Annotated in this window: 19 protein-coding genes; 12 read left to right on the forward strand and 7 right to left on the reverse strand. The window is 74.3% G+C overall.

Going from position 1 to position 22,943, the window contains the following annotated elements; translation table 11 throughout:
* Nucleotides 1-83: 83 nt before the first annotated feature.
* Nucleotides 84-1,781, reverse strand: a complete 1,698-nt coding sequence (locus ACIQE0_RS23605; RefSeq protein ID WP_402335479.1) for an alpha/beta hydrolase — start codon at nucleotides 1,779-1,781, stop codon at nucleotides 84-86.
* Between the two features lie 308 nt (nucleotides 1,782-2,089).
* On the opposite strand from ACIQE0_RS23605, the gene ACIQE0_RS23610 reads away from it, so the two are divergent.
* The gene (locus ACIQE0_RS23610) at nucleotides 2,090-2,554 is read left to right on the forward strand and encodes a DNA-binding protein (RefSeq protein ID WP_402335482.1); all 465 of its coding nucleotides are present in this window, start codon (nucleotides 2,090-2,092) and stop codon (nucleotides 2,552-2,554) included.
* Between the two features lie 179 nt (nucleotides 2,555-2,733).
* A complete protein-coding gene (locus tag ACIQE0_RS23615; RefSeq protein WP_402335485.1) occupies nucleotides 2,734-3,651 on the forward strand; it encodes a GNAT family N-acetyltransferase in 918 nt (305 codons plus the stop codon).
* 45 nt (nucleotides 3,652-3,696) lie between these two features.
* On the opposite strand, the gene ACIQE0_RS23620 is transcribed toward ACIQE0_RS23615, so the two are convergent.
* Nucleotides 3,697-4,644, reverse strand: a complete 948-nt coding sequence (locus ACIQE0_RS23620) for a LysR family transcriptional regulator (protein ID WP_366334421.1) — start codon at nucleotides 4,642-4,644, stop codon at nucleotides 3,697-3,699.
* Nucleotides 4,645-5,036: 392 nt separating this feature from the next.
* On the opposite strand from ACIQE0_RS23620, the gene dnaE reads away from it, so the two are divergent.
* The 4 genes from dnaE (at nucleotide 5,037) to ACIQE0_RS23640 (ending at nucleotide 10,595) form a co-directional block, all read left to right on the forward strand.
* Nucleotides 5,037-8,633, forward strand: a complete 3,597-nt coding sequence (gene dnaE, locus ACIQE0_RS23625) for a DNA polymerase III subunit alpha (protein ID WP_402335489.1) — start codon at nucleotides 5,037-5,039, stop codon at nucleotides 8,631-8,633.
* Nucleotides 8,630-9,043: a DUF6300 family protein gene (locus ACIQE0_RS23630; protein ID WP_402335492.1), complete on the forward strand. Its 414-nt coding sequence runs from the start codon at nucleotides 8,630-8,632 to the stop codon at nucleotides 9,041-9,043. The genes dnaE and ACIQE0_RS23630 overlap by 4 nt, the downstream gene beginning before the upstream one ends.
* Nucleotides 9,044-9,177: 134 nt before the next feature.
* Nucleotides 9,178-9,987, forward strand: a complete 810-nt coding sequence (locus ACIQE0_RS23635; RefSeq protein WP_402335494.1) for a 2OG-Fe(II) oxygenase — start codon at nucleotides 9,178-9,180, stop codon at nucleotides 9,985-9,987.
* Nucleotides 9,984-10,595, forward strand: a complete 612-nt coding sequence (locus tag ACIQE0_RS23640; RefSeq protein WP_402335497.1) for a hypothetical protein — start codon at nucleotides 9,984-9,986, stop codon at nucleotides 10,593-10,595. The genes ACIQE0_RS23635 and ACIQE0_RS23640 overlap by 4 nt, the downstream gene beginning before the upstream one ends.
* Nucleotides 10,596-10,620: 25 nt before the next feature.
* Here ACIQE0_RS23640 and ACIQE0_RS23645 read toward each other — a convergent pair whose 3' ends face one another.
* Nucleotides 10,621-11,940, reverse strand: coding sequence for an MFS transporter (locus tag ACIQE0_RS23645; RefSeq protein ID WP_402335500.1), 1,320 nt, complete (start codon nucleotides 11,938-11,940; stop codon nucleotides 10,621-10,623).
* Nucleotides 11,941-12,542: 602 nt separating this feature from the next.
* On the opposite strand from ACIQE0_RS23645, the gene dhaK reads away from it, so the two are divergent.
* The 3 genes from dhaK to ACIQE0_RS23660 are packed head-to-tail and all read left to right on the forward strand — an operon-like array spanning nucleotide 12,543 to nucleotide 14,590.
* Nucleotides 12,543-13,535: a dihydroxyacetone kinase subunit DhaK gene (gene dhaK / locus ACIQE0_RS23650; protein WP_366334411.1), complete on the forward strand. Its 993-nt coding sequence runs from the start codon at nucleotides 12,543-12,545 to the stop codon at nucleotides 13,533-13,535.
* A 33-nt stretch (nucleotides 13,536-13,568) separates the two neighbouring features.
* Nucleotides 13,569-14,180 carry a dihydroxyacetone kinase subunit DhaL gene (dhaL, locus tag ACIQE0_RS23655; RefSeq protein ID WP_366334409.1) on the forward strand — a complete coding sequence of 204 codons (612 nt, stop codon included), beginning with the start codon at nucleotides 13,569-13,571 and terminating at the stop codon, nucleotides 14,178-14,180.
* Nucleotides 14,177-14,590: a PTS-dependent dihydroxyacetone kinase phosphotransferase subunit DhaM gene (locus ACIQE0_RS23660; RefSeq protein WP_402335504.1), complete on the forward strand. Its 414-nt coding sequence runs from the start codon at nucleotides 14,177-14,179 to the stop codon at nucleotides 14,588-14,590. The genes dhaL and ACIQE0_RS23660 overlap by 4 nt, the downstream gene beginning before the upstream one ends.
* Before the next feature lie 78 nt (nucleotides 14,591-14,668).
* On the opposite strand, the gene ACIQE0_RS23665 is transcribed toward ACIQE0_RS23660, so the two are convergent.
* Nucleotides 14,669-15,487 carry an SAM-dependent methyltransferase gene (locus ACIQE0_RS23665; RefSeq protein WP_402335507.1) on the reverse strand — a complete coding sequence of 273 codons (819 nt, stop codon included), beginning with the start codon at nucleotides 15,485-15,487 and terminating at the stop codon, nucleotides 14,669-14,671.
* Between the two features lie 427 nt (nucleotides 15,488-15,914).
* On the opposite strand from ACIQE0_RS23665, the gene ACIQE0_RS23670 reads away from it, so the two are divergent.
* Nucleotides 15,915-16,460: an RNA polymerase sigma factor gene (locus ACIQE0_RS23670; RefSeq protein ID WP_402335510.1), complete on the forward strand. Its 546-nt coding sequence runs from the start codon at nucleotides 15,915-15,917 to the stop codon at nucleotides 16,458-16,460.
* A gap of 38 nt (nucleotides 16,461-16,498) precedes the next feature.
* Nucleotides 16,499-17,272: a hypothetical protein gene (locus ACIQE0_RS23675; RefSeq protein ID WP_366334401.1), complete on the forward strand. Its 774-nt coding sequence runs from the start codon at nucleotides 16,499-16,501 to the stop codon at nucleotides 17,270-17,272.
* Between the two features lie 17 nt (nucleotides 17,273-17,289).
* Here the strand turns inward: ACIQE0_RS23675 and ACIQE0_RS23680 are convergent, their stop codons facing one another.
* The 3 genes from ACIQE0_RS23680 to ACIQE0_RS23690 are packed head-to-tail and all read right to left on the reverse strand — an operon-like array spanning nucleotide 17,290 to nucleotide 21,566.
* Nucleotides 17,290-18,864 (reverse strand): aldehyde dehydrogenase family protein, encoded by a 1,575-nt coding sequence (locus ACIQE0_RS23680; RefSeq protein ID WP_402335515.1) that lies wholly within the window; start codon nucleotides 18,862-18,864, stop codon nucleotides 17,290-17,292.
* Nucleotides 18,865-18,919: 55 nt separating this feature from the next.
* Entirely contained in the window at nucleotides 18,920-20,338 is a 1,419-nt protein-coding gene (locus tag ACIQE0_RS23685; RefSeq protein WP_402335518.1) for a 2-oxoadipate dioxygenase/decarboxylase family protein, read from the reverse strand.
* 22 nt (nucleotides 20,339-20,360) lie between these two features.
* On the reverse strand, nucleotides 20,361-21,566 hold the full coding sequence (locus tag ACIQE0_RS23690) for an NAD(P)/FAD-dependent oxidoreductase (RefSeq protein WP_402335520.1): 1,206 nt from the start codon (nucleotides 21,564-21,566) through the stop codon (nucleotides 20,361-20,363).
* Between the two features lie 241 nt (nucleotides 21,567-21,807).
* Between ACIQE0_RS23690 and ACIQE0_RS23695 the strand changes: the two genes are divergently transcribed.
* A complete protein-coding gene (locus ACIQE0_RS23695; protein WP_402335523.1) occupies nucleotides 21,808-22,932 on the forward strand; it encodes a LysR family transcriptional regulator in 1,125 nt (374 codons plus the stop codon).
* Nucleotides 22,933-22,943 lie beyond the last annotated feature (11 nt).

Here is a 22,943-nt window from a genome sequence, read left to right on the forward strand (position 1 = left end):
GGAGCCGGGCGGGAGTCAGGCGGGCCGGTCGGTGACAAGCGTCGATCAACAGCCGGAGCCGGTCAGTGGCACGCCGGAGCCGCTCAGCGGCACCCCGCTCCGCCCACCGGCAGCACACCGTCCAGCAGGAACGCGTCCACCTTCTCCTGGACGCACGGATTGCCGGCGGTGTAGGCGGCGTGCCCCTCGCCGTGATACGTCAGCACCACGCTCTTGTTGGCCAGCACGCGGGCCATGCGCGCGGCGCCCTCGTACGGCGTCGCCGGGTCGCCGGTGGTGGCGACGAGCAGGGCGGGCGGGGCGTCGGGGGCCGCCACGTTGCGGTAGGCGTCGTCGCCCGGGACGGGCCAGCCGTAGCAGTCCAGCAGCGTCGGGGCGATGTCGGGGCCGAACAGCGGGGACGCCTGGGTGAGTTCGCGCTGGGCGCGGGGGAAGTCGGCGGGGCCGTAGCGCTCGGAGCTGTCCCGGCAACTGATCGCCCGCAGGGCCAACTGGTCCTGGGAGGGCATGGGTTCGGTCGCGCTGTACCCGGAGCCCCCGCCGCCCGGACCGCGCCACCCGGTGCCGTCGCCCCGCCCCGGCCAGCTCCCGGGAACGCCGCCGGGTCGACGCCCGCCCCCGCTCCCGTTGCCGCTTCCGCTGCCGGTTCCCTGGCCGCTGAGCTGGAGGATCCCGGAGGCGTCGCCGGCGTGGAGCTGGGCCAGCGCGTCCCGCAGGACGGGCCAGGTAGACCGGCTGTAGAGGGCCTCGCGCAGCGCGTAGGCGTAGGTCGTCCCGTCCACGATGGCGCCGTGCGACCGGAGCGGGTGATCGGTCAACTGGCCGTACCAGTCGGTGAGTTTCCGACGGGCGGTGGCGGCGTCGGTGCCGAGGGGGCAGCCGCTCATGCCGACGCAGTCGGCGGCGAAGTCGTCGAGCACCCGCTGGAAGCTGCGGGCCTGGGCGACGGCGGTCTGCCAGGTGTTGGTGGTCGGGTCCTCGACGCCGTCCAGGACCAGCCGGCCGGCGTTGCGCGGGAAGGTGTGGGCGTAGACCGAGCCGAGCCGGGTGCCGTAGGAGAAGCCGAGGTAGGTGAGCTTGCGGTCGCCGACGGCGGACCGCAGCACGTCCATGTCCCGGGCGACGTCGACGGTGCCGACGTAGGGCAGCAGCACGCCGGAATACCGGCCGCAGGCCTCGTTGATGCGCCGCTCGTTGCCGGCCAGGCTCTCCGCGCCCGTGCCGCCGACCGGGGTGAAGCTGGTCCCGCAGGAGATCGGGTCGGTGTGGCCGGTGCCGCGCGGGTCGAAGCTCACCAGGTCGTAGCGCTGCCCGAGGTGGGCGAAGGCATCACTGTTGTCCATGAGGTACTTGACGCCTGAATCACCTGGGCCGCCGGGGTTGATGACCAGGGAGCCGAGCCGCTTGCCGGGCCCGGTCGCGGGCAGCCGGACCATCTGGACGCGCAGGGTGCCGCGCTCGGGATGGGCGTAGTCGCGCGGCACCTCCAGCCGGGCGCACTGGAACCGCTGGGCCGTGGCGGACGACGCCGACGACGAGCCGCCGGACGACGGGTCGGTGATGCTGGGGAAGCCGGCGGGACAGGTCCGCCAGGCCGGCCGCTGCGCGGTGAGGCGCGCGAGGTCGGGGCCGCCGCCGGACGATCCCGGGGCGGCGACCGTCACCGTGCCGCTGCCGGACGGCCCCGGGGCGGCGACCGTCACCGGAGCCGGAACCCCCACCAGGGCGCCGGCCAGTGCACCCGCCGCCAGCACCGCGAGGGCTCCGCGAAGACCCGGCATACCCCGAGGGTAGGGCCCCGCCCCCGGGCGGGCATCCGGACCTCGCGACGCCCCGACAGCACGGCCCGGCCCGGTGCGGCCCGTCACCGTGCGATGCGGCGCGGCGCCCGGGACGGCCATCAGCCGCACCCGCCACAGGCGCACCGCACCCATCACGACCGCACCGCACCGCACCGCACCGAGCCACACCCACCAGAACGTCGACCCACGCGCCCGCCACACCGCGACCGCTTGAACATTCCCCGCTTGAACATTCCGTTCAAAACATTCCCTTGACAACGATCGACACCCCACGCGATTCTGACGTCATGTCATCGACGCCAGAGCAGCCCGCCCCGTCCGCCCCGCCCGCCGACCCCTTCACGCCCCCGGACCCCGGCCAGGCCCGCGCGCACCGGTCCGCCGCCTCGCTGTTCCGCATCGCCGAGCGCCACGCCGGCACCGACGAGCAGCGCCGGCGTCAGGTCCACCCCGTCGTCATCGGGCCCCACGAGGCCGTCCGGCTCGTATCGTTCCTGCTCAGCGGTTCCGCCCAACTCCACGACGGGGAGCCGGAGGTGGACCGCGCCGACATCACCGCCGCGCTGAGCCTGGTCCCGATGGCGCGCGGGGAGATGGACGAGCTGGAGGCCGGGCTGCTCCAGATGGCGCGCGGCCGCGGGATGACCTGGCAGGAGATCTCCTTCGGCCTCGGTCTGGGCACCCCGCAGGCCGCCCGGCAGCGCTATGAGCGCCTGGTCGGCCGCACCGCCACCGACCCCGAGGCGGACTGAGGCGACCCGTCGCGCGCCCGGTCCCGGCCCGCCGCGCGCCCGGCCCCGGCGCGCCGTCGCCACCGGACGGGAATCCCGGTTGCCGCCGCCCGGGGGCCGGCGGAACACTGGCGCGTTGCTGGGCCGCGCGCCTGCTCCACCGGGCCGCGGCAGGTTCACCGTCCCGGGAGGGCCCACCGATGCCAGATCTGCTGCCGGCGCTGCCCGCGGGCTACCGGGCGCGGCCGGCAACCGCCGGCGACATCGGTGCCCTGCACCGGCTCGTCGCGGACTGCGAACGCGCGCTGCACGGCCGGACGCAGGCCGATCCCGGCGGCCTCGCCGCCGACCTCAACAGGCCGGGTCTGATACCGGAGTTGGACACCCTGGTGGTCCACGACCGGGCGGGGCGGCTGGCCGCCCGGGCCTGGGTGGACCGGCGCTCCGAGGTGGACGTCCATCCCGAGCACCGGGACCGCGGCCTGGGGGCCGCGCTGCTGGACTGGGCCGAGGCGCGGGCCCGCCAGGTGGGCGGCGAGGGGATCGTGCAGACCGTGCCGGACGCCGATCACCACGCCGTCGCGCTGCTGCGGTCCCGCGGCTACCGGACGCTGGTGACCGCCTGGGAGCTGGAGTACGCGATGCCGAAGGAGCCGGCGGTGCCCGAGCCGCCCGCGGGCGTCACGGTCCGGGCGTTCCGCTCCGAGGACGCGCGCGGGACGCACGTCCTCGTCGAGGACGCGTTCGCCGAGTGGCAGCCGCGGCGCCTGGACTACGAGGAGTGGGCCCGGCACACCGTCGACCGGCCCACCTTCGCGCCCGACCGGTCGGCGGTGGCCCTCGTCGGCGGCCGACTGGTGGGCGCGGTGCTGTCGTTGGACCTGCCGGACGCGGCCGGCGGTTACGTCGAACGGGTCGCCGTCCACCGCGACCACCGCAACCGCGGCATCGCCCGGCTGCTGCTGCGGCACGCGTTCCGCGCCTTCCACCGGCACGGCCGGCGGAGCTGCACGCTGTGGACCCACTCGGACACCGGCGCGCTCGACCTGTACCTGCGGGTGGGCATGGTGGTCGCCCGGAGCTCCACCGTCTTCCGGAAGGAACTGCTCGACGGCTGACCCGGCGCACGGGAGGGGCTATCGGCCGGCGGCTGCCGACCGGGCCTACGGCTGCGCCCCGATCGGCCGGGCCCAACTCGGGCGCCACAGTTCGCCGTCGGGCCGCTGCGAGCGCAGGGCGGCGAGGTGGGTGCGGAGCGCGGCGAGCCCGGGATGGGGGTTGTCGCGGTGCCAGAGCAGGGAGTGCGGGTACACCGGGGTCGGCCCGCGCAGCGGGATCCGCCGCAGGTCGTGGCCGACGGGCCAGACCAGCGGGGTCCGCTCCCCGAAGAAGCTCACCAGCGTCGTGGAGTCCGCGATGGCGTCGAGGAGCGCCTCGACGCCGAAGTTGGGTCCGATGGTGTCGACGGTGAAGCCGAACGCGGCCGCGAGGTCGTCGTAGTAGGCGCGCCACTCCGAGCCGGGCGCGTTGCCGGGCATCCAGATCCGGTGGCCGGCGAGTTGGGCCGGGGCGACCGCCTGGGCGGTGGCGAACTCATGGGCCGATCCGACGCACAGTTGCAGCGGCTCGTCGAACACCGGGGTGGAGCGGACGTCGTCGGGGAGCTGCCAGCCCGGCATGCTGACGGCGCGGAAGGCGGCGTCGATCGCCCCGCTCTGGACGGCGGCGGCGGCCTCGTCGACGCCGGAGAGCGTGACGACGTCGAGGGCGATCTCGGGGTGGGCGCGGTGGAAGTCGCGCAGCAGTCCGGCCGGGCTGACCCGGCGGCCGATCACGTCGACGCGGAGGGCGCGGCTGCCGGGCCGGACGGAGGCGGCGGCCCGCTCCTCGGCCTGGAGCAGGGCGCGGGCGTGCGGCAGGAACGCCTGGCCGTCGATGGTGAGGCCGGCGCCGCGCGCCGTGCGGGTGAACAGTCGCACCCCGAGCTCCCGCTCCAGGGCGCCGATGCGCTTGGAGACGGCCTGCTGGGTCAGCGAGAGGTCCACCGCGGCCTTCTGGAACTGCCCGGTGTCCGCGACCGCGACGAAGGTCCGCACGGCATTGAGATCCATGCCGCGCACCCTATCGCCACAACACGTGGTTGTGGATGAGGGGCGTGTCCGTTGTTTGATCTGCCGGACGGATGCTCGCTTTGATGGCGGTCGTCAACGGGGACCCTCGGACCACCAGCGGGAAGTCCCCCATTTGCACTGGTCAGTTGCGTGTGTGAACCGACCGGTGGAGTGCCTGGCAGCTGCCCGGCGGGTCAGGGACGGGACGTACGGCCCTCCCCTGCGGGGCATCCGCGGCATGGTGATCGCACAACGTGTGGTTGTCATATTCACGCACCTCCCGCCAGGCCCCGACCCACCCCGCCCCCGTTGACGCAGTCGGCCATCCGTAAGGCCACCACCGCGGTTCCGGCCGGGTGGGGCCGCCCACTCGCCCCGGAGGTGACGCAGCCGTGCCGGACTCCTTCGTGCATCTGCACAACCACACCGAATACTCGATGCTGGACGGCGCGCAGAAGCTGGCGCCGATGTTCGGCGAGGTCGCCCGGCAGGGGATGCCGGCGATCGCCATGAGCGACCACGGCAACATGTTCGGCGCCTACGAGTTCCAGCAGGTCGCGAAGGGCTTCGACGGGGTCAAGCCGATCATCGGCATCGAGGCGTATGTGGCGCCGTCCTCCCGGTTCGCCCGGAAGCAGGAGTTCTGGGGACCGGGCGGCCGGCGGGCGGTGAGCGACGACGGCGAGGGCTCCAAGGACGTCTCCGGCGGCGGCCGCTTCACCCACATGACCATGTGGGCCCGGGACGTCCAGGGCCTGCGGAACCTCTTCTGGCTCTCCACCCAGGCCAGTTACGAGGGCCAGTTCCCGTCCGGCAAGCCGCGGATGGACCGCGAACTGATCGCGCAGCGGCCGGCCGGCATCATCGCCACCACCGGCTGCCCCTCGGGCGAGATCCAGACCCGGCTGCGGCTGAACCAGTACCCGGAGGCGAAGGCGGCCGCCGCGGCCTACCAGGAGATCTTCGGCCGGGAGAACTACTTCCTGGAGCTGATGGACCACGGCCTGGACATCGAGCGCACCGTCCGCGACGGCCTGCTGCGCCTGGCCGGGGAGCTGTCGATCCCGCTGCTGGCCACCAACGACGCGCACTACGTCACCGAGGACCAGGCCGACGCCCACGACAACCTGCTGTGCATCGGCGTCGGCAAGAACAAGAACGACCCCGGCCGCTTCCGCTTCAACGGCTCCGGCTACTACCTCAAATCCGCCGCCCAGATGCGCCGCCTCTTCACGGAACTCCCCCAGGCCTGCGACAACACCCTGCTGGTCGCCGAGCGCATCGAGCCCTACGACGCGGTCTTCGACTACGTCGACGAGATGCCCCGGTACCCGGACGTCCCCGAGGGCGAGACCCAGGAGTCATGGCTGCGCAAGGAGGTCCTCAAAGGGCTGGCGATGCGCTACGGCGAACCGGTCCCCGCGCACGTACAGGACCGGTTCGAGACCGAGATGGCGGTCATCGGCCCGATGGGCTTCAGCTCCTACTTCCTGGTCGTCGCGGACATCTGCCGGTACGCCCGGGACAACAGGATCCCGATCGGCCCGGGCCGCGGCTCGGCCACCGGCTCACTCGTCGCCTACGCCACCCGCATCACCGAACTGTGCCCCCTGGAGCACGGCCTGCTCTTCGAGCGCTTCCTCAACCCCGAGCGGATCAACCCCCCGGACGTCGACCTCGACTTCGACGACCGGCAGCGCGACCGGATGGTCCGCTACGTCACCGAGAAGTACGGCGACGCGTTCACCGCCCTGGTCAACACCTTCGGCAAGATCAAGGCCAAGAACGCGATCAAGGACTCCTCGCGCATCCTGGGCTACCCCTTCTCCCACGGCGAGCGGATCACCAAGGCGCTCCCCCCGGACCAGAACGGCAAGTCGGCCCCGCTGGACGCCCTGTTCGACCCGTCCCACCCCCGATACGCCGAGGCCGGCGAGATCCGGCGGCTGTACGAGGCGGAGCCGGACGTGCGGCAGGTGATCGACACCGCCCGCGGGGTGGAGGGCCTGACCCGCGGCACCGGCGTGCACGCCGCCGCGGTGATCCTCTCCAAGACCCGGCTGACCGACCGCATCCCGCTGCACATGCGGGCCGCCGACGGCGCGCGGATCACCGGCTTCGACTACCCGTCGTGCGAGTCCATGGGCCTGATCAAGATGGACTTCCTGGGGCTGCGGAACCTGGGCGTCATCGACCAGGCCCTGGAGAACATCCGCGAGAACCGGGGCGTCAGGCTCGCCACCGTGGACCCCCTGGACGGCGACCCCACGACCGTCGTGATCCCCCTGGACGACACCACCACCTACCGGCTGCTGGCCGAGGGCAACACCTTCGGCGTCTTCCAGCTCGACGGCGGCGGCATGCGGGCCCTGCTCAAGCTGATGGCGCCCACCCGCTTCGAGGACATCGCGGCGGCCAACGCCCTCTACCGGCCGGGCCCGATGGCCGCCAACGCCCACACCAACTACGCCCTGCGGCAGAACGGCAAACAGGACCCCACCCCGATCCACCCGGAGCTCAAGGACGCCCTGGAGCCGATCCTGGGCTCCACCCACCACCTGCTCATCTACCAGGAGCAGATCATGGCCATCGCCCGGCAGTTGGCCGGCTACACCCTGGGCGGCGCGGACATGCTGCGCCGCGCGATGGGCAAGAAGAAGCCGGAGGTGCTGGCCGCGGAATGGGAGAAGTTCCACGGCGGCGCACAGCGCAACGGCTACTCCGACCAGGCGATCCAGGCACTGTGGGACGTGATGCTGCCGTTCTCCGGCTACGCCTTCAACAAGTCCCACACCGCCGGCTACGGCCTGGTCTCCTACTGGACCGCCTACCTCAAGGCCAACTACCCCGCCGAGTACATGGCGGCCCTGCTCACCTCCGTCGGCGACGACAAGGACAAGGCCGCCGTCTACCTCGCCGACGCCCGCAAGAACGGCGTCCGGGTCCTCCAGCCCGATGTGAACGCCTCCGTCGCGGAGTTCACCGCCGTCGGCGACGACGTGCGGTTCGGGCTGCGGTCCGTCCGCAACGTCGGTGACGGCGTCATCGACGCCATCCGCAACGCCCGCCGCCGGAAGGGCACGTTCACCTCCTTCGCCGACTTCCTGGACAAGGTCGACCTGCCCGCGCTGAACAAACGGGCCGTGGAATCCCTGGTCAAGGCGGGCGCCTTCGATTCGCTGGGGCATTCCCGCAGGGGCCTGACCGCCGTCCACGAGGGCGCCATCGACGCGATCATCCCCGTGAAGAAGGCGGCGAGCTTCGGCCAGGACGACCTGTTCGCCGGCCTGGGCGGCGCGGCGGACGACGGCCCCGCCTTCGGCCTGGACTTCCCCGTCGACGAGGCGGAGTGGCCGCGCCGCCAACTGCTGGCCACCGAACGGGAGATGCTGGGCCTCTACGTCTCGGCCCACCCGCTGGACGGCGCCGAGCACGTCCTCGCCGCCGCCCGGGACTGCTCGATCGCCGAACTCCTCGGCTCCGGCCGGACCACCGGGGACGTCCAGCTGTCCGGGCTGATCACCGGCATCCAGCGCAAGGTGACCAAACAGGGCAACGCCTGGGCCATCGTCGCCCTCGCCGACCGGGACGCCACCGTCGAGGTGCTGTTCTTCCCCGCCGCCTACCAACTCGTCCAGCACGCGCTGTCCGAGGACGCCGTCATCTCCGTCAAGGGCAAGATCGAGGACCGCGACGGCACCCTGAACGTCTTCGGCCGCGAACTGGCCGTCCTGGACCTCTCCTCGGCCGAGCACGGCGGACGGCCACCGGTCCGTCTGACGTTCCCCGCCCACCGCCTCACCGAGCGGGGGCTGGCCGAACTGAAGCGGATCCTCGCCGACCACCCCGGGGACAGCCCCGTACACCTCAGCATCCGCGACATCCGGAGGACCACCGTCTACGCCCTGCACGCGAAGGTGAACGCCACCACCCTCGCCTCCGACGTGAAAGGCGCCTTCGGCCCCGAGGCATGGGCGGGGCTGCAGTGACTCCCGAGACCGACCGGCCGACGTCCGCAACGCCGCACCCGCCCGCGTCCGCTCCCCCGCCCTGCCCGCGCTGCCTGGCCCCGGTGCTCCTGGTGGCGCGCTACCCCCACTCCTGGCACAACCGGTCCGGCACCCGGGTCGACGGCCTCCGGGAGAGCGTGCTGTGCCGCTCCTGCGACGCCGAAGACCCGGCCGCGGACGGCCTGTTGGCCCACCTCGCCGGCGTCGGCACCGCGGCGGACGCGGACGCCGGCACCGCGGCGGACACCGACACCGACCGCCCCGCCCCACCCGCCCCCGGTAGGTTCACCGCGCACCTGGAGACCTGGCTGGCGGCCGTACGGCAGCGCACACCGGACCGCGCCGGCCTGGACACGGAGGAGGCCCGATGGCGCGCCGGGGAGCTGTAGTACGCCTCGCTCCGCCGCAGGTCGCCAAGCCGTCCCGGCACAGCCCAGCACCAGGTCCGTTTTCCGCCGGAATCCGGTACCGGCGGAGAGCAGAGTGGGGCCTTGAGACCAGGCACCACTGCTAAGGGCCCACCATGACCACGCACAAGCCGATTCCTTCCGCTCCAGTGCCCCGAACGGGCATCGAAGGGGGCGCGGCACGGACGACCGCCGACACCGCCCCCCACACCGCCGTCGAGGACATCCACCGGCGCGTGACCGGAGCCGACTGGGCAGTCATCGCCGAGGAGTTGGACGCGCTCGGCTGCGCCCTCACCCCGCGGCTGCTCACACCGGAGCAGTGCCGCGAGCTCTCCGGCCGGTACGAGCGGACCGAAGCCTTCCGTACGACGGTCGACATGGCCCGCCACCGCTTCGGCTCCGGGACCTACCGCTACTTCACGCACGACCTGCCTCCACTGGTCGCCGCCCTGCGCGCGGCCCTGTATCCGCCGCTGCTGACCGTGGCCCGGGACTGGAGCGCGCGCCTGGGCCGCCCGGCGCCCTGGCCCGACGACCTCGACGCCTGGCTGGCGCGGTGCCACGAGGCCGGACAGGACCGTTCGGCGCAGATCCTGCTGCGCTACGAGACGGGCGACTGGAACGCGCTGCACCGCGACGTCTTCGGGGAGCTGGTCTTCCCCCTCCAGGTCGTCATCGGCCTGGACGCCTACGGGACGGACTACACCGGTGGGGAGTTCCTGCTCGTCGAGCAGCGTGCCCGGGCCCAGTCCCGGGGCACCGCGGTGCCCCTGCCGCAGGGCCACGGCCTGGTCTTCACCACCCGGGACCGGCCGGTCCGCTCCCGGCGGGGCTGGTCGGCGGGGGCCGTGCGGCACGGGGTGAGCACCCTGCGCTCCGGCCGCCGCCACGCCCTGGGCCTGGTCTTCCACGACGCGTCATGACGCCGGCACACGGGGGCGGGCACCGCCGGGCGCAGCCCTACGGGCGGCCGGCCCGCCCCGGAGCCGATGACGCCGCGCGCTCCCCTCTTCTCGATGCGGCCGCGCGCGACGCCTACGGGGAGCCACCGGCCCCCGCCCCGCACACCCCGGCCGAACTGGCCGCCCTCCTGGCCCTGTTGGCCGCCCCGCGGGCCCGGATCCGCAGCGTGGTGGTCGGGCACGGGCGGGACGCCGCTTCGGTGGCGACCGCCGCGGCCTTCGCCGGAGCCTGGGAGCTGCGCGGCGGCGTCGTCCTGGCGACGGTCGACTGGCCCGAGACGGCGGCCTCCTGGCTGCGCGCGGCCCGCCGGATGACCGCGCAGCGGCCGGACGCATGGGTCGTCGCCGCGGCCCCGTACGGCTTCGTTCAGTTGGTCCGCAGGCTGCGCCACAGCACCGACTGGGAACCGTCGCGGAGCTACGCCGTCGCCGCGCTCCGCGACCCCCGGCTCCCGGCCCTGGCCGGCCCCGGCACCCTGCACGGCCTGCGCGGCGCGCTGCCCGACGGCGGCACCTGGGAGGTACGCGGCGACTGGGTCATCAGCTTCCCGGCCCGCCCCGAGGGATGAACGGGCACGCACCACCGAGCGGCATTCAACGGGGCGGCGGCACCATCCCGTCGGGCCGCCGGCGCGGATCGGCAAGGTCCCGTCGTCCCGCCCACCACCTCCGCTTCGCCCGTCCGCGCGCGGCGCGGGCGGTCGCGGACGCGTCGGCGCGGCGCGGGAGCAGCAGCGGGGTGGCCAGGAGGAGGACACCGGCGACGGCGATCGCGGTACGGGGGCCGGTGACGGCGGCCAGCAGGCCCCACAGTGCGGTGACGGCCGCGATGGAGGCGCTGGTGCTGATCGACCACGCGGTCAGGGTGCGGGCGACCCGGTCCGGGTCGGTGTTGTCGAGCCGGTAGGTGGCCAGCAGCGGGGCGAACAGGCCGCAGCAGGTCACCAGGCCGAGCTGGACGACGATGACGAGCACGATCCCGGGGACCCCGGGCCGGACGAAGGCCAGCCCGAGGGGCCAGCACGCGCGCAGCACCCCGCTGGCGAACAGCACCCGGTGCGGCCCGAACCGCGCCGCCAGCGGCCGCGCCAGGCGTGCGCCGACGAGGCCGCCGACGCAGGGCGCGGCGAACGCGAGGGTGTACTGCCAGGGTGCGAACCCCAGGCGGTCCAGCAGGAGCACGGCGAGCAGCGGTTGGGAGGCCATGACCAGGCCGTTGAAGGCGAGCGAGTTGAAGAACAGCGGGCGCAGCCCGGGGTGGGTCAGGAGGTGCCGCCAGCCTTCGAGCAGGTCGGCGGCGCGCAGTCGCGGCCCCCGGGTGCGCTCGGGGCGCGGCTCGCCCCCGCCGATGGCGCGGAGGCCCAGCGCCGAGAGCAGATAGCTGACCGCGTCGGCCAGCACCGTGACCACCGGGCCGAACATCCCGATGGCGGCCCCGCCGAGCGGCGGCCCGACCACCGTCGCCGACCATGTCGTGGACTCGAACCTGCTGTTCGCCACGAGCAGGTCCGCCGCCGGTACGAGCGCCTTCAGATACGCCCCGCTGGCGGCCTTGAAGACGATGTCGGCCGCGGCGACGACGACGGAGACCACGAGGAGTTGGGCGAAGCCGAGCCGGCCGAGCGCGTATGCGGCGGGGATGCTGAGCATCACCGCGAACCGGGTCAGGTCCATCGCGATCATGACCGGCCGCTTGCGGCGGTACTCCACCCACGGACCGAGCGGCACGGCGAGTACGGCCCCCACGGCCCGCCCCGACGCCGCCAGCGCCGCCACCTGGGCCGGCCCGCAGTGCAGCACCAGGACCGCGATCAGCGGAAACGCGCCGAACCCGAGCCCGGTGCCGTACGCGCTGACCGCGTACGCCCCCCACAGCCACCCGAACCGGCGCCCCAGCGCCCGCCTGCCCGCCATACCCCACGCACCCCGCAACCCGTCCGAACCACCGCACGCCGACCCCGGCATCAAAGCGAGCCGCGACCGGCCAGATCAAACAACCGACCGGCCAGGGGATCACAACCGCGTGTTGTGCCGTGAGCCCGGTGGCCCCTCGCGCGGCGGCGGCCGGCCCGGGTCGCGGGAGGGGCGGCGGGGGCGGTGCGGCTCCCGGTCGGGGGTCCGCGCCGCACACCGGTGCTCCGTTCGAGTGGCCGGTCGGTACGTCGGCCGGGCGGGCCGGTGAGGACGCCGAGGGGGCGCATGCGGCGCACGGAGCCGCTCCCCCGCCGGGTCGGGGCGCCGCCGGGGTGGAAAAACCTCGTGGATCGCGGTGCAGCGGGCGCCGGTCGGCCCGATACTTGAGCCCCGACACGGTCCGGCGCGAAGGTCACCCGGTTGGCTGATTGCCCTTCAGGAAAGGGAGCAGGAGGTCGGCGTCGGCCCCGTCACGCACCGCCCCTGGGCGCCGTACCGGGCCCAGGGGTGCGAACCGCAGAGAGCGAGAACCGAAGAAACCTCATCCGACCTGGGAGGACTTGGGTCATGGCCGTGCTTGCTGAGCGCCCTGGGAGGTACCCGTGAGGATGCTGATCAACGTCCCCGAGACCGTGGTGGCCGATGCCCTGCGGGGGATGGCCGCGGCACATCCGGAGCTGGTGGTGGACGTGGAGAACCGGGTGGTCGTGCGGCGCGACGCGCCGGTGGCCGGGAAGGTGGCGCTGATATCCGGTGGCGGGAGCGGGCACGAGCCGCTGCACGGGGGGTTCGTGGGGCCGGGGATGCTGGATGCGGCCTGCCCCGGGGAGGTGTTCACCTCGCCGGTACCGGACCAGATGGTGCGGGCCGCGGCGGCGGTGGACAGCGGGCGCGGGGTGCTGTTCGTGGTGAAGAACTACACGGGCGACGTGCTGAACTTCCAGATGGCGGCGGAGCTAGCGGAGGACGAGGGGGTGCAGGTCGCCAGCGTGCTGGTCGACGACGATGTCGCGGTGACCGACTCCACCTTCACCGCCGGGCGGCGCGGGACCGGGGCGACGCTGTTCGTGGAGAAGATCGCGGGCGCGGCGGCGGAGGAGGGCATGCCGCTGGAGCGGGTCGAGGCGGTGGCCCGGCAGGTCGTGGCGTCGTCGCGGAGCTTCGGGGTGGCGTTGAGTCCCTGCTCCACGCCGGCGAAGGGCGGCCCGACCTTCGAACTCCCCGAGGGCGAGCTGGAGTTGGGCGTGGGCATCCACGGCGAGCCGGGGCGGGAGCGGCGCGGGATGATGACCGCGCACGAGATCGCGGACGTGGCGGTGAACGCCGTCCTCGCGGACCTGGAGCCGCAGCTTCCGGTGCTGGTGCTGGTGAACGGGATGGGCGCGACACCGCTGCTGGAGCTGTACGGCTACGGCGCCGAGGTGCGGCGGGTGCTCGACGAGCGCGGGGTGCAGGTGGCCCGTACGTTGGTGGGGAACTATGTGACGTCGCTGGACATGGCCGGATGTTCGGTGACGTTGTGCCAGGTGGACGGGGAGCTGCTGCGGTTGTGGGACGCGCCGGTCGAGACGGCCGGGCTGCGGTGGGGACGGTAGACCGGAGTGGGGTGCCGAACGCGGAGAGGGGTGATGGCAGTGGACACAGCGCTTGACGGTGCGTTCTTCGTGCGGTGGATATCCGCGGCGGCCGGACTGGTCGAGCGGGAGGCCGGCCGGCTCACGGAGCTGGATTCGGCCATCGGCGATGCCGATCACGGAGCCAATATGCAGCGGGGGTTCAGGGCCGCGGTGAAGGCGGTTCAGACCGAGGCGCCCGCGTCGCCGGGAGGCGTACTGGTCACCGTCGGGCGGCAGTTGATCTCGTCGGTGGGGGGTGCGTCGGGACCGCTCTACGGGACCCTGCTGCGGCGGGCCGGGAAGAACCTGGGCGTGGCGCCGCAGGTGTCGGTGGCCGAGTTGCAGGCGGGGCTGGCGGCCGGAGTGGAGTCGGTGCGGACGCTCGGCGGGGCCGCGCCCGGGGACAAGACCATGGTGGACGCGCTGGTGCCGGGCGTGGAGGCGCTGGGGACCTCGTTCGACGCGGCGGCCGCGGCGGCCGAGGAGGGCGCACGGGCGACCGTGCCGATGCTGGCGAAGAAGGGCCGGGCCAGCTATCTCGGGGAGCGCAGCATCGGGCACCAGGATCCGGGGGCGACGTCCTCGGCGCTGCTGTTCGCGGCCCTGGCGGAGGTGGCGCGATGAGCGACGCGGGCCCCCTGGTGGGCGTGGTGACGGTGTCGCACAGCAAGGCGGTCGCGGAGTCGGTCGCACAGCTGGCGTCGGCGCTGGCCGGGGACGAGGGCCGGGTGCCGCTGGCGGCGGCCGGCGGGACGCCGGACGGCGGGCTGGGGACGAGCTCCGAGCTGATCGCGGCGGCGGCCCGGGAGGTGGACCGGGGAGCCGGGGTGGCGCTGCTGGTCGACCTCGGCAGCGCGGTGCTGACGGTGAAGGCGATGCTCGCCGAGGGCGATGAACTCCCCGGCGGCGCACGGCTGGTGGACGCCCCGTTCCTCGAAGGGGCGGTGGCCGCGGTGGTCACCGCGTCGACCGGCGCCGACCTGGCGGCCGTCGCGGCGGCGGCCGGGGAGGCGTACGGCTACCGCAAGGAGTGAGCGCCCGGCCGGGCCCCGTCGTCACCGTCCCGTCGTTCGCCTTAAGGGCGGGAGGGTGACGGCAGGGCCCGGGCGGCGTCAGGGTTTGCGGGCGACGGCGGCGTAGCAGGCGGCCTCGGCGTCGGTGACGTGGGTGGCGTCCTCGGGGCGCTCGGGGCACCACTGGTGGGACAGCGTGATGCCCGGGTCGAGCAGCTCCCAGCCGTCGAAGAAGCGCGAGAACTCGGCGCGGGTGCGGAACTGCAGCTCGGTGCCCGCGTCGCGGTAGACCCCGATGATCCGGTTCATGGCGTCGGGGCTGTAGTCCGCGGTGGCGTGGGTCATCGCCAGCGTGCTGCCGCTGGGGAGGGCGGCCTTGAGGGTCTCGACGACGGTGCGCGCGCGCTCGCGGCCGTCGTCGGTGACGAAGTGCATCAGGGCGTTGAGGCTCAGCGCGACCGGGCGGGTCAGATCGAGGGTGGCCAGGAGCTGCGGGGCGGAGAGGATGCCGCCGGGGTCGGTGACGTCGGCCGGGACGTAGGCGGTGCGGCCCTCGGGGGTGCCGCGCAGCAGGGCCGCGGCGTGCGCGAGCACGATGGGGTCGTTGTCGGTGTAGACGACGCGGGCGTCGGGGGCGATGCCCTGGGCGATCTCGTGGACGTTGGGCGGGGTGGGGATGCCGGTGCCGATGTCCAGGAACTGGCGCAGGCCCGCGGTGGCGAGGTACCGGGTCGCCCGGTGCATGAACTCGCGGTTGATGCGGGCGGCCACCAGGGCGGCGGGGAAGACGCCGAGGACCCGGCCGGCCGCCATCCGGTCGGCCAGGAAGTTGGTCTTGCCGCCCAGCAGGTAGTCGTAGATCCGGGCCGAGTGCGCCCGGTCCAACTGCAGGTCCACCACGGGCTCGTGCTCGTTCATCGCGCGCTGCCTCCCCGTCGCCGATGGCGTCACCGGCCGGCCGCTGCTCCCCCGCTCCGCCGCGGGAGCACTGTCGTAGGACACTGCCCGACGCCTTCGGGTTCATGCCGCCGGCGCCGCTCGCGCGCACCGGACCTCGTCGCTCCGCGCCGGACGGCCGATGGTCGCGTGCTGCACGTCCGGGAACGGCTTTTGACCATTCTTGGCCGAGAGTAGTCAGATGCGTACGGAGCGCAGGAATATCTGTCGTCTGGTGCCACAAATCAGCGGGTTTTCCTGTTGATTGGAGGGTGAGGGCAAACCGCCCTCCCGGCGCGGCCGCCACCCTCGGCGGCGCCGCGGCGGCGCACGGCGAACGGAACGAGGACGGCGAGTGACCACAGACCGGGACCGACTTCGGCCGGCCAGGGGGCCGGACCGTACTGCCATGATGGAGATAGCCGTCCCCCAGGAATCGGGGCGGCAGTTGACCCTCACCTTCGAGGCGTTCCTGTCCACCCACGCCCGGAAATGGCTCGCCTACGCCTACCTGCACACCGGCAGCCAGGACGCCGCCCGCGAGGTGACCCTGACCGCGTACGAGCACCTCGGCCGGGTCTGGCCGCACGCGCTGCGGCAGGCCTCGGTGGAGGCGTACGCCTGGGCGGTGCTCAAGGAGCGGGTCACCGAGTGGCTCTACGACCGGCGGCAGTCGACCGCGCTCACCGAGACCGCCGCCTTCGCCGTCGTCACCCATGCGCTGCTGCGCGAATGCCAGCAGCAATTCGCCATGCTGGAGAGCCAGTTGGGCCTCTACGCGGCGATCTCCCGGCTGCCCGACCGGCAGTGCGACGTGATCGTGTTACGGCACGTCATCGGGTACGGCGACGCGCAGATCGCCGCGTTGCTCGGGGTGGACGAGGTCACCGTGCGCTCGTACGCGAGCCGGGGCAAGCGGAAGCTGGCCGCCGCGCTCGGCATCGATCAGGGATAGCCGGCCGGGCACGGCCGGGAGTTCAGCAGGAGTCGGACATGGGGGAACGTGAGATGACGAAGACGGGCGAGCGACGGGAGACCGTCGAGACGCTGCTCAGCGCCGCCGCCGCGGTGGCCGGGATCGACGGGCTGGCGGACTTCGGCGCACTGGACGACGCCGGGGCCCTGGACGGGCTGGGCTGCCTGGCCCCCGCCGCGGCGGCGGGCTCGCCGGGGGAACTGCCGCCGGCGGTGGTGCCCCCGCCGATCCGCCCGGGACGGGCCGCACCCAGCGGCTACCCCACCGCGCGGGACGAGGCCACCCAGGAACTCCAACTGGCGTGCGCGCTGGTCATCAACGCCGCGGCGGCCGCGGCGAGCCTGGAGCGGCTGGTGGACGACCACCACATCGACCCCGAGGGCGCGCTGGTCTTCGGATGCCTGCTGCACCTCACCGGCCGGACCGCGGCGGCGCAGTTCTGGTGGCACTTCGGCGCGGGGGCCGGCAGCCGGACCGCCGCCTACTGCCTCTACCTCGCGCACCGCCGGGACGGCGAGTTCCGCGACGCCGCCTACTGGCGCGAGCAGGCGGCGCACCCGGCCGACGAGGAGCCCCGGGCGACGGCGGCGTTCGACGAGAAGCAGCTGCTGCCGGACGAGGCCCGGCACAACCTCCTCGTCCAGTGGCACAGCGGACTGGCGCCGACGCTGCCGGCGGCGCTGGAGCACGTGATCAACCGGCTGGTGGTAGAGGGCGACGACGAGGACTTCGGGGCCATCCCCCGGCCCTCGCCGACGCTGGTCGAGGACCTGGGCCGGGCCCTCCACTGACGTGGACCGCCGCTCGCTCAGAGGAAGTTGACGCCCTGGGCGAGCGGCAGGTCCGCCGAGTAGTTGACGGTGTTGGTGGCCCGGCGCATATACGCGCGCCAGGCGTCCGAACCGGACTCCCGGCCGCCACCGGTCTCCTTCTCCCCGCCGAACGCCCCGCCGATCTCCGCCCCCGACGTGCCGATGTTCACGTTGGCGATACCGCAGTCGGAGCCGTCGGCGGCCAGGAACCGTTCGGCCTCCCGCTGGTCGCGGGTGAAGATGCTGGACGACAGGCCCTGCGGCACGTCGTTGTGCAGGGCGATCGCCTCGTCCAGGGTCCGGTAGGTCAGGACGTAGAGGATCGGGGCGAAGGTCTCGGTGCGGACGATCGCGGTCTGGCCGGGCATCCGGACGACGGCGGGCCGGACGTAGGCGGCGTCCGGCGCCTCGGCGGCGAAGCGGCGGTCGCCGCCGGCCAGGACGGTGCCGCCGTCGCGCCGCGCGGCGTCCAGCGCCCGGGTCATCGCGGTGTGCGCGGCGGGGTTGATCAACGGCCCGACCAGGGTGGCCGGTTCGTCGGGATTGCCGAGCGGCAGCTGCTCGTAGGCGCGCACCAGTCGCGGGACGAGGGCGTCGGCGACGTCCTCGTGGACGAGCAGCCGGCGCAGGGTGGTGCAGCGCTGGCCGGCGGTGCCGGCGGCGGCGAAGACCACACCGCGGACGGTGAGGTCGAGGTCGGCGGAGGGGGTCACCACGGCGGCGTTGTTGCCGCCGAGTTCCAGCAGGCAGCGGCCGAAGCGGGCGGCGACCCGGGGCGCGACCCGGCGCCCCATCCGCGTCGAACCGGTCGCGCTGACCAGCGCCACCCGGGGGTCGTCGGTGAGCAGTTCGCCGAGCTCCGCGCCGCCGAGCAGCAGCTGGTGGACGCCGGGCGGGGCACCGGTGTCGGCGGCGGCGCGGGCGAGCAGGGCGGTGCAGGCGAGCGCGGTGAGCGGGGTCAGTTCGGACGGCTTCCAGACGACCGGGTCGCCGCAGACCAGCGCGATGGCGGTGTTCCAGGACCACACGGCGACGGGGAAGTTGAAGGCGGAGATCACCCCGACGACGCCGAGCGGGTGCCAGCTCTCGGAGAGCCGGTGGCCGGGGCGCTCACCGGCGATGGTCCGGCCGTAGAGCTGACGGGAGAGGCCGACCGCGAAATCGCAGACGTCGATCATCTCCCGCACCTCGCCCAGCGCTTCGGAGCGGATCTTGCCGGCTTCCAGCGTGACCAGGTCCGCGAGGTCCTCCTGATGAGCGGTGAGCAGTTCGCCGAGCCGTTTGACCAGCGCGCCGCGGACCGGGGCGGGGACGGTGCGCCAGGCGCGGAAGGCGCGCTCGGCCTCCGCGAGGGCGGCCTCCGCCTGAGCGGGTGTGGTGGCGGGCAGCTCGGCGAGGACGGCGCCGGTGAGCGGGGTGCGGGCGGGGAGCGTGGCGCCGCCGCTGCGGTCCTGCTCCGGGTACGCGTCGAGCCCGGCCGCGCCGCAGCGGCGCAGCGCGGCGGTGGCGCGGGCCCGCAGGGCGTCGGTGCCGGGAAGGCCGAGGGTGGCGGGGTGCGCGGTGGCGGTCATGGTCTCTCCCTTGGGGCGGCGGGTGGCGAGGGGGCCAAAGGGCGGGTCCGACGGGTCAGGTCCGGGTGGGCCGGTGGCCGGCCGGGGTGTCCAGGGCGTGGAGTGCGGCGTCGGCGCGCAGGGTGGTCAGGGCCCGGCGCAGGGAGTCGTCCTGCTGTGCGGCGTAGAGGGCGAACGGGTCGAGCACCGGGCGGTCCAGGGCGGCGGCGAGGCGGTGGGCGTCGAAGGGGGTGCCGGCGCGGCGCGGGTCGCGGGTGCCGTCGCCGGTGAGGTTGGAGTGGAAGATGCCGGCGGCGGAGCGGGGCAGGAAGTCCTCGTAGACCAGGGGGGTGGCGGTGAGCCAGCCGTCGGCGAGCAGACCGGCGAGGTCGGCGGGCGGGCGGTGGCCATCGCGCGGGCGGTCGGCCACCGGGTGGTAGGCGAAGAACGCCAGCCCGTCGACGGCGAGTTGGCGCTCTGTGCGGGGGAACTCCCGCTCCCAGCGGGCGCAAAGGGCCTGGCCCCGGTCGGCGGCCTGGGGCTCGGGCTGCGCCATGAGGGCGTCGTAGCGGGCCCGGCCGGCGGGGGTCAGGGCGATGCCGCGGGCCTCGACCTCGCCGAAGCGGACGCGGAGGGAGCCGCGGGTGAGCCGGCCGTCCGGTTCGCGGAAGGTGCGGGGTTCGGCCAGCGCCCGGAAGGAGGTCTGGCGCAGCAGCACATCGGGGCCGCCCCAGCGCGGGGGCCCCTGGATGCGGTCGATCATGGTGATACCGCGCTCCCCCATCCGCCGGTAGAGGGCGTCGATGTCCAGGACGCGGGGGGTGAGGTGGTTGACGTGGGTGCGGGTGACCCCGCCGATGTCGGCGGCGACCGCGGAGATCCGTTCCAGTTCGGCGTACCAGGCGCGGTCGACGGGCTCGGTGGAGAGGGTGAACGCGCCGACGGCGAGGACGAGGAAGCGCTCGGCGTCCGCCTCGGACAGCCCGGCGTCGCGCTCGGCCCGCTCGGCGAGGCGGAGGAGTTCGGGCGGGAAGAGCCGGCGGCGGGCGAGGAAGGCGGTCAGCCGGGCCTCCAGGTCCGCGTCGAAGAAGCGGCGGTCGCCGGTGGTGAGGAGGGAGGTGAAGACCCGGAAGGGGTTGCGGTCGAGTTCGGTGGCGTCGGTGGGGCGGAAGGCGGTGGAGACGACGGGGACCGCGCCGATGTCGCCGTCCCGCAGGTCGTAGAAGCCGACCGGGTGCATCCCGAGGGCGGCGAAGACCTGGGCGGCCTGGCGGAGTTCGGCGGGGGTGCCGACCCGGATGGCGCCGTGCCGTTCGGCGGTGACCCGGTCGATGCTGCCGAGCCGGCCGGCGTCCGGATCACGGCGGGCGACCTCGTCGTTGATCTGCCCGGCGACCTCCAACAGGGTGGTGTAGGCGGGCACTTCGGTGCCGTACATGTCGGAGAGCCGGCGGGCGAACGCGGCGCGCAGCCGCCAGGTGGGGATGGGGGGCATGGGGTCTCCCGGTGGGGCGCGGTCAGATGATGTGGGCCTCGGGGCGGGTGGCCGGGCGGCCTTCGAAGCGGGTGGCGGCGAGCGGTCCGACGTCGAGGAAGGGCTCACGGCGCAGATACAGATCGCGGACGATCTCGCCGACGGCGGGCGCCTGGAGGAAGCCGTGGCCGGAGAAGCCGGTGGCGTAGAGGAAGCGTCCGGGGTGCGGGGCCTCGCCGATGAGGGCGTTGCGGTCGGGGGTCATCTCGTAGAGGCCGGCCCAGCCGCCGGTGATCGGCACCCCGGCGAGATCCGGCGCCCGGCGGGCCGCGGCGGCGCGGAAGGGGGCCAGCCATTCGCGGCTGAACTCCCGCTCGTACCCGGGCTGTTGGGCGGGATCGGAGAGCCCGAGGAGCAGGCCGTCCGCGCCGTCGTTGTGGAAGTAGAGGGTGGAGGCGTAGTCGAGGGTGAAGGGGATACGGGGCGGGCGGGGGCGCAGCGGGCCGGTGAAGGCGATCTGGCGGCGTAGCGGGGTGACCGGGAGGGTCACCCCGGCCAGGGCGGCGACCTCGGCGGACCAGGCGCCGGCGCAGCAGATCACGGTGCGGGTGCGGACGGTGCCGTGCGGGGTGCGGACCGCCTGGACGCCCCCGTCGGCGGCGTCGACGGCGGTGACCGGGCAGCGGGTGCGGACGGTGGCGCCGAGCCGGCGGGCGGCGCGGAGGTAGCCGGTGACCGCGGCCTTGGGCGTGGCGTAGCCGTCGGTGGGCGAGAAGGCGGCGGCGACGAGGGTGCCGGGATCAAGATAGGGGCAGAGCTCCTGGGCGGCGCGCGGGGTGATCATGCGGCTGGGCACGCCATGGGCGTTCTGGATCTCCACGCCCGCGGCGAAGGTGTCCCGTTCGGCCTCGCTGCCGAGGAGGAAGAGGTAGCCGACGGGGTCCAGCCCGACGTCGGCACCGGGACGGCGGGCGAAGTCCCGCCATGCCTCCAGACTGCGCAGCCCGAGCCGGATGTTGAGCGGATCGGAGAACTGCGCGCGGACGCCGCCCAGCGGCTTGCCGGAGGACCCGGAGGCCGGCAGGTCGCGCTCCAGCAGCAGCACCCGGCCGGCGTCCGCCTCGGCCAGATGGAAGGCGATGCTCGCGCCGATCACCCCGCCGCCGACGACCACGACATCGGCGGACGCGGGGAGCGGGGCGGGCTGCGGGTCGGGGACCGAGGGAGCCGATGCCGTGCGGTGGATCATCTACGCCGCCTTCCCTGTCGCATCATCGCGTGGGGCGTCCGGCCGCGGCGGGTCGCCGGGCCGGTGACTGTCGATCCGGTGCCCTTCGATGGTGACGGGCCGGTGGTCGGCCGTCCATGCAGAGTCGCTGGAGGTGATCTATCAGCAGGTGTGGGGCTCCGCGGGTTTAGGGCCTGGCGTCACCTTCCCGTCTGTCGCCCGGCGCGGGGTGGCACCGGTGGCCGGTGGGTAGGGTCCGGCCGTGGAGTTGCCGGGGGTGCCGCTGCGGACGCTGCTGGAGCTGACCCGGAGCCGCACGATGACCGCGGCGGCCGCGGCACTGGGCTACACGCCGGGCGCGGTCTCCCAGCACATCGCCGCACTGGAGCGGGCCACCGGCACCGAGTTGGTCTGCCGGGCGGGCCGCCGGGTGGAACTGACCGACGCCGGGCAGACCCTGGCGATGCACGCGGAGCGGATCCTGGCGGCGCAGGCCGAGGCGGTGGCCGCCCTGGAGCGGACCCGCGCGGAGGTGAGCGGACGACTGCGGCTGGGGGTCTTCGGGACCGCCGCGGCGATGCTGCTCCCGCCGGCCCTGCACCGGCTGGCCGTACGGCATCCCGCGGTGCGGGTGGTCGGCCGCGAGGTGGACGTGGACCAGGCGTACGCGGAGGTGCGGGCCGGGCGGGTGGACCTGGCGCTCGGGCTGGACTACCCGGACGCACCGCTGGACCGGGACGGCGCGGTGGAGGTGGTGCGGCTGCGCTCGGAGCGCTTCTCGCTGGCGGTGCCGGCCGGGCGGGCGCCCCGGGCGGCCGACGGAGCCCCGCTGTCCCTGGCCGCGGCCGCGGCGTACGACTGGATCCTGCCGCCGGCCGGCTCGTACTACGGGCGGGCGATCCGGACGGCCTGCCGGCGGGCCGGCGGTGAACCGCGGGTGGTCCACGAGGTGACGGACACCGCGACCTCGCTGGCGATGGTGGGGGCCGGACTGGGGGTGGCGCCGCTGACGGGGCTGATGCTGCGGCTGCGGTCGGAGGGGATCGTGGCGGTGCCGCTGCGGGAGACCGTCGAGCGGCACATCGTGGTCGCGGTCGGCGCGGCCGCCAGGGGCCGGCCCTCGGTGACGGCACTGATCACCGCACTGCGGGCGGGCGCGGCGGCGGAAACGGGGACCGGGGCGGGGCCGGAGGCGGTAACGGGGATCGGGGCGGGCCCGGAGACGGAAGCACGCACCGGGGCGGGCCCGGGGGCGGAAGCGGGCGCAGCGGCAGGCCCGGAGGCGGAAACAGGGACCGCGGCGGACCCGGAGACGGTGTCCGGCGGGCCGAACGTCACACGCAGGAGGCAGACCGTCCGGCCGGCGGCGCTTCGCTCGCAGGCGTGAGACCTGACGCG

It is taken from the genome of Streptomyces sp. NPDC093097, assembly GCF_044754325.1.
Taxonomy (GTDB): Bacteria; Actinomycetota; Actinomycetes; order Streptomycetales; family Streptomycetaceae; genus Streptomyces.

What these genes read in the sequence shown, in the direction of transcription:
- ACIQE0_RS23690 (WP_402335520.1), bottom strand. Translation starts at nt 21,566, where the DNA reads ATGATCCACCGCACGGCATCGGCTCCCTCGGTCCCCGACCCGCAGCCC.
- ACIQE0_RS23660 (WP_402335504.1), top strand. Translation starts at nt 14,177, where the DNA reads ATGAGCGACGCGGGCCCCCTGGTGGGCGTGGTGACGGTGTCGCACAGC.
- ACIQE0_RS23685 (WP_402335518.1), bottom strand. Translation starts at nt 20,338, where the DNA reads ATGCCCCCCATCCCCACCTGGCGGCTGCGCGCCGCGTTCGCCCGCCGG.
- ACIQE0_RS23610 (WP_402335482.1), top strand. Translation starts at nt 2,090, where the DNA reads ATGTCATCGACGCCAGAGCAGCCCGCCCCGTCCGCCCCGCCCGCCGAC.
- ACIQE0_RS23670 (WP_402335510.1), top strand. Translation starts at nt 15,915, where the DNA reads ATGATGGAGATAGCCGTCCCCCAGGAATCGGGGCGGCAGTTGACCCTC.
- ACIQE0_RS23615 (WP_402335485.1), top strand. Translation starts at nt 2,734, where the DNA reads ATGCCAGATCTGCTGCCGGCGCTGCCCGCGGGCTACCGGGCGCGGCCG.
- ACIQE0_RS23645 (WP_402335500.1), bottom strand. Translation starts at nt 11,940, where the DNA reads ATGGCGGGCAGGCGGGCGCTGGGGCGCCGGTTCGGGTGGCTGTGGGGG.
- ACIQE0_RS23675 (WP_366334401.1), top strand. Translation starts at nt 16,499, where the DNA reads ATGGGGGAACGTGAGATGACGAAGACGGGCGAGCGACGGGAGACCGTC.
- ACIQE0_RS23620 (WP_366334421.1), bottom strand. Translation starts at nt 4,644, where the DNA reads ATGGATCTCAATGCCGTGCGGACCTTCGTCGCGGTCGCGGACACCGGG.
- ACIQE0_RS23605 (WP_402335479.1), bottom strand. Translation starts at nt 1,781, where the DNA reads ATGCCGGGTCTTCGCGGAGCCCTCGCGGTGCTGGCGGCGGGTGCACTG.
- ACIQE0_RS23635 (WP_402335494.1), top strand. Translation starts at nt 9,178, where the DNA reads ATGACCACGCACAAGCCGATTCCTTCCGCTCCAGTGCCCCGAACGGGC.
- ACIQE0_RS23680 (WP_402335515.1), bottom strand. Translation starts at nt 18,864, where the DNA reads ATGACCGCCACCGCGCACCCCGCCACCCTCGGCCTTCCCGGCACCGAC.
- ACIQE0_RS23665 (WP_402335507.1), bottom strand. Translation starts at nt 15,487, where the DNA reads ATGAACGAGCACGAGCCCGTGGTGGACCTGCAGTTGGACCGGGCGCAC.
- dhaL (WP_366334409.1), top strand. Translation starts at nt 13,569, where the DNA reads ATGGCAGTGGACACAGCGCTTGACGGTGCGTTCTTCGTGCGGTGGATA.
- ACIQE0_RS23640 (WP_402335497.1), top strand. Translation starts at nt 9,984, where the DNA reads ATGACGCCGGCACACGGGGGCGGGCACCGCCGGGCGCAGCCCTACGGG.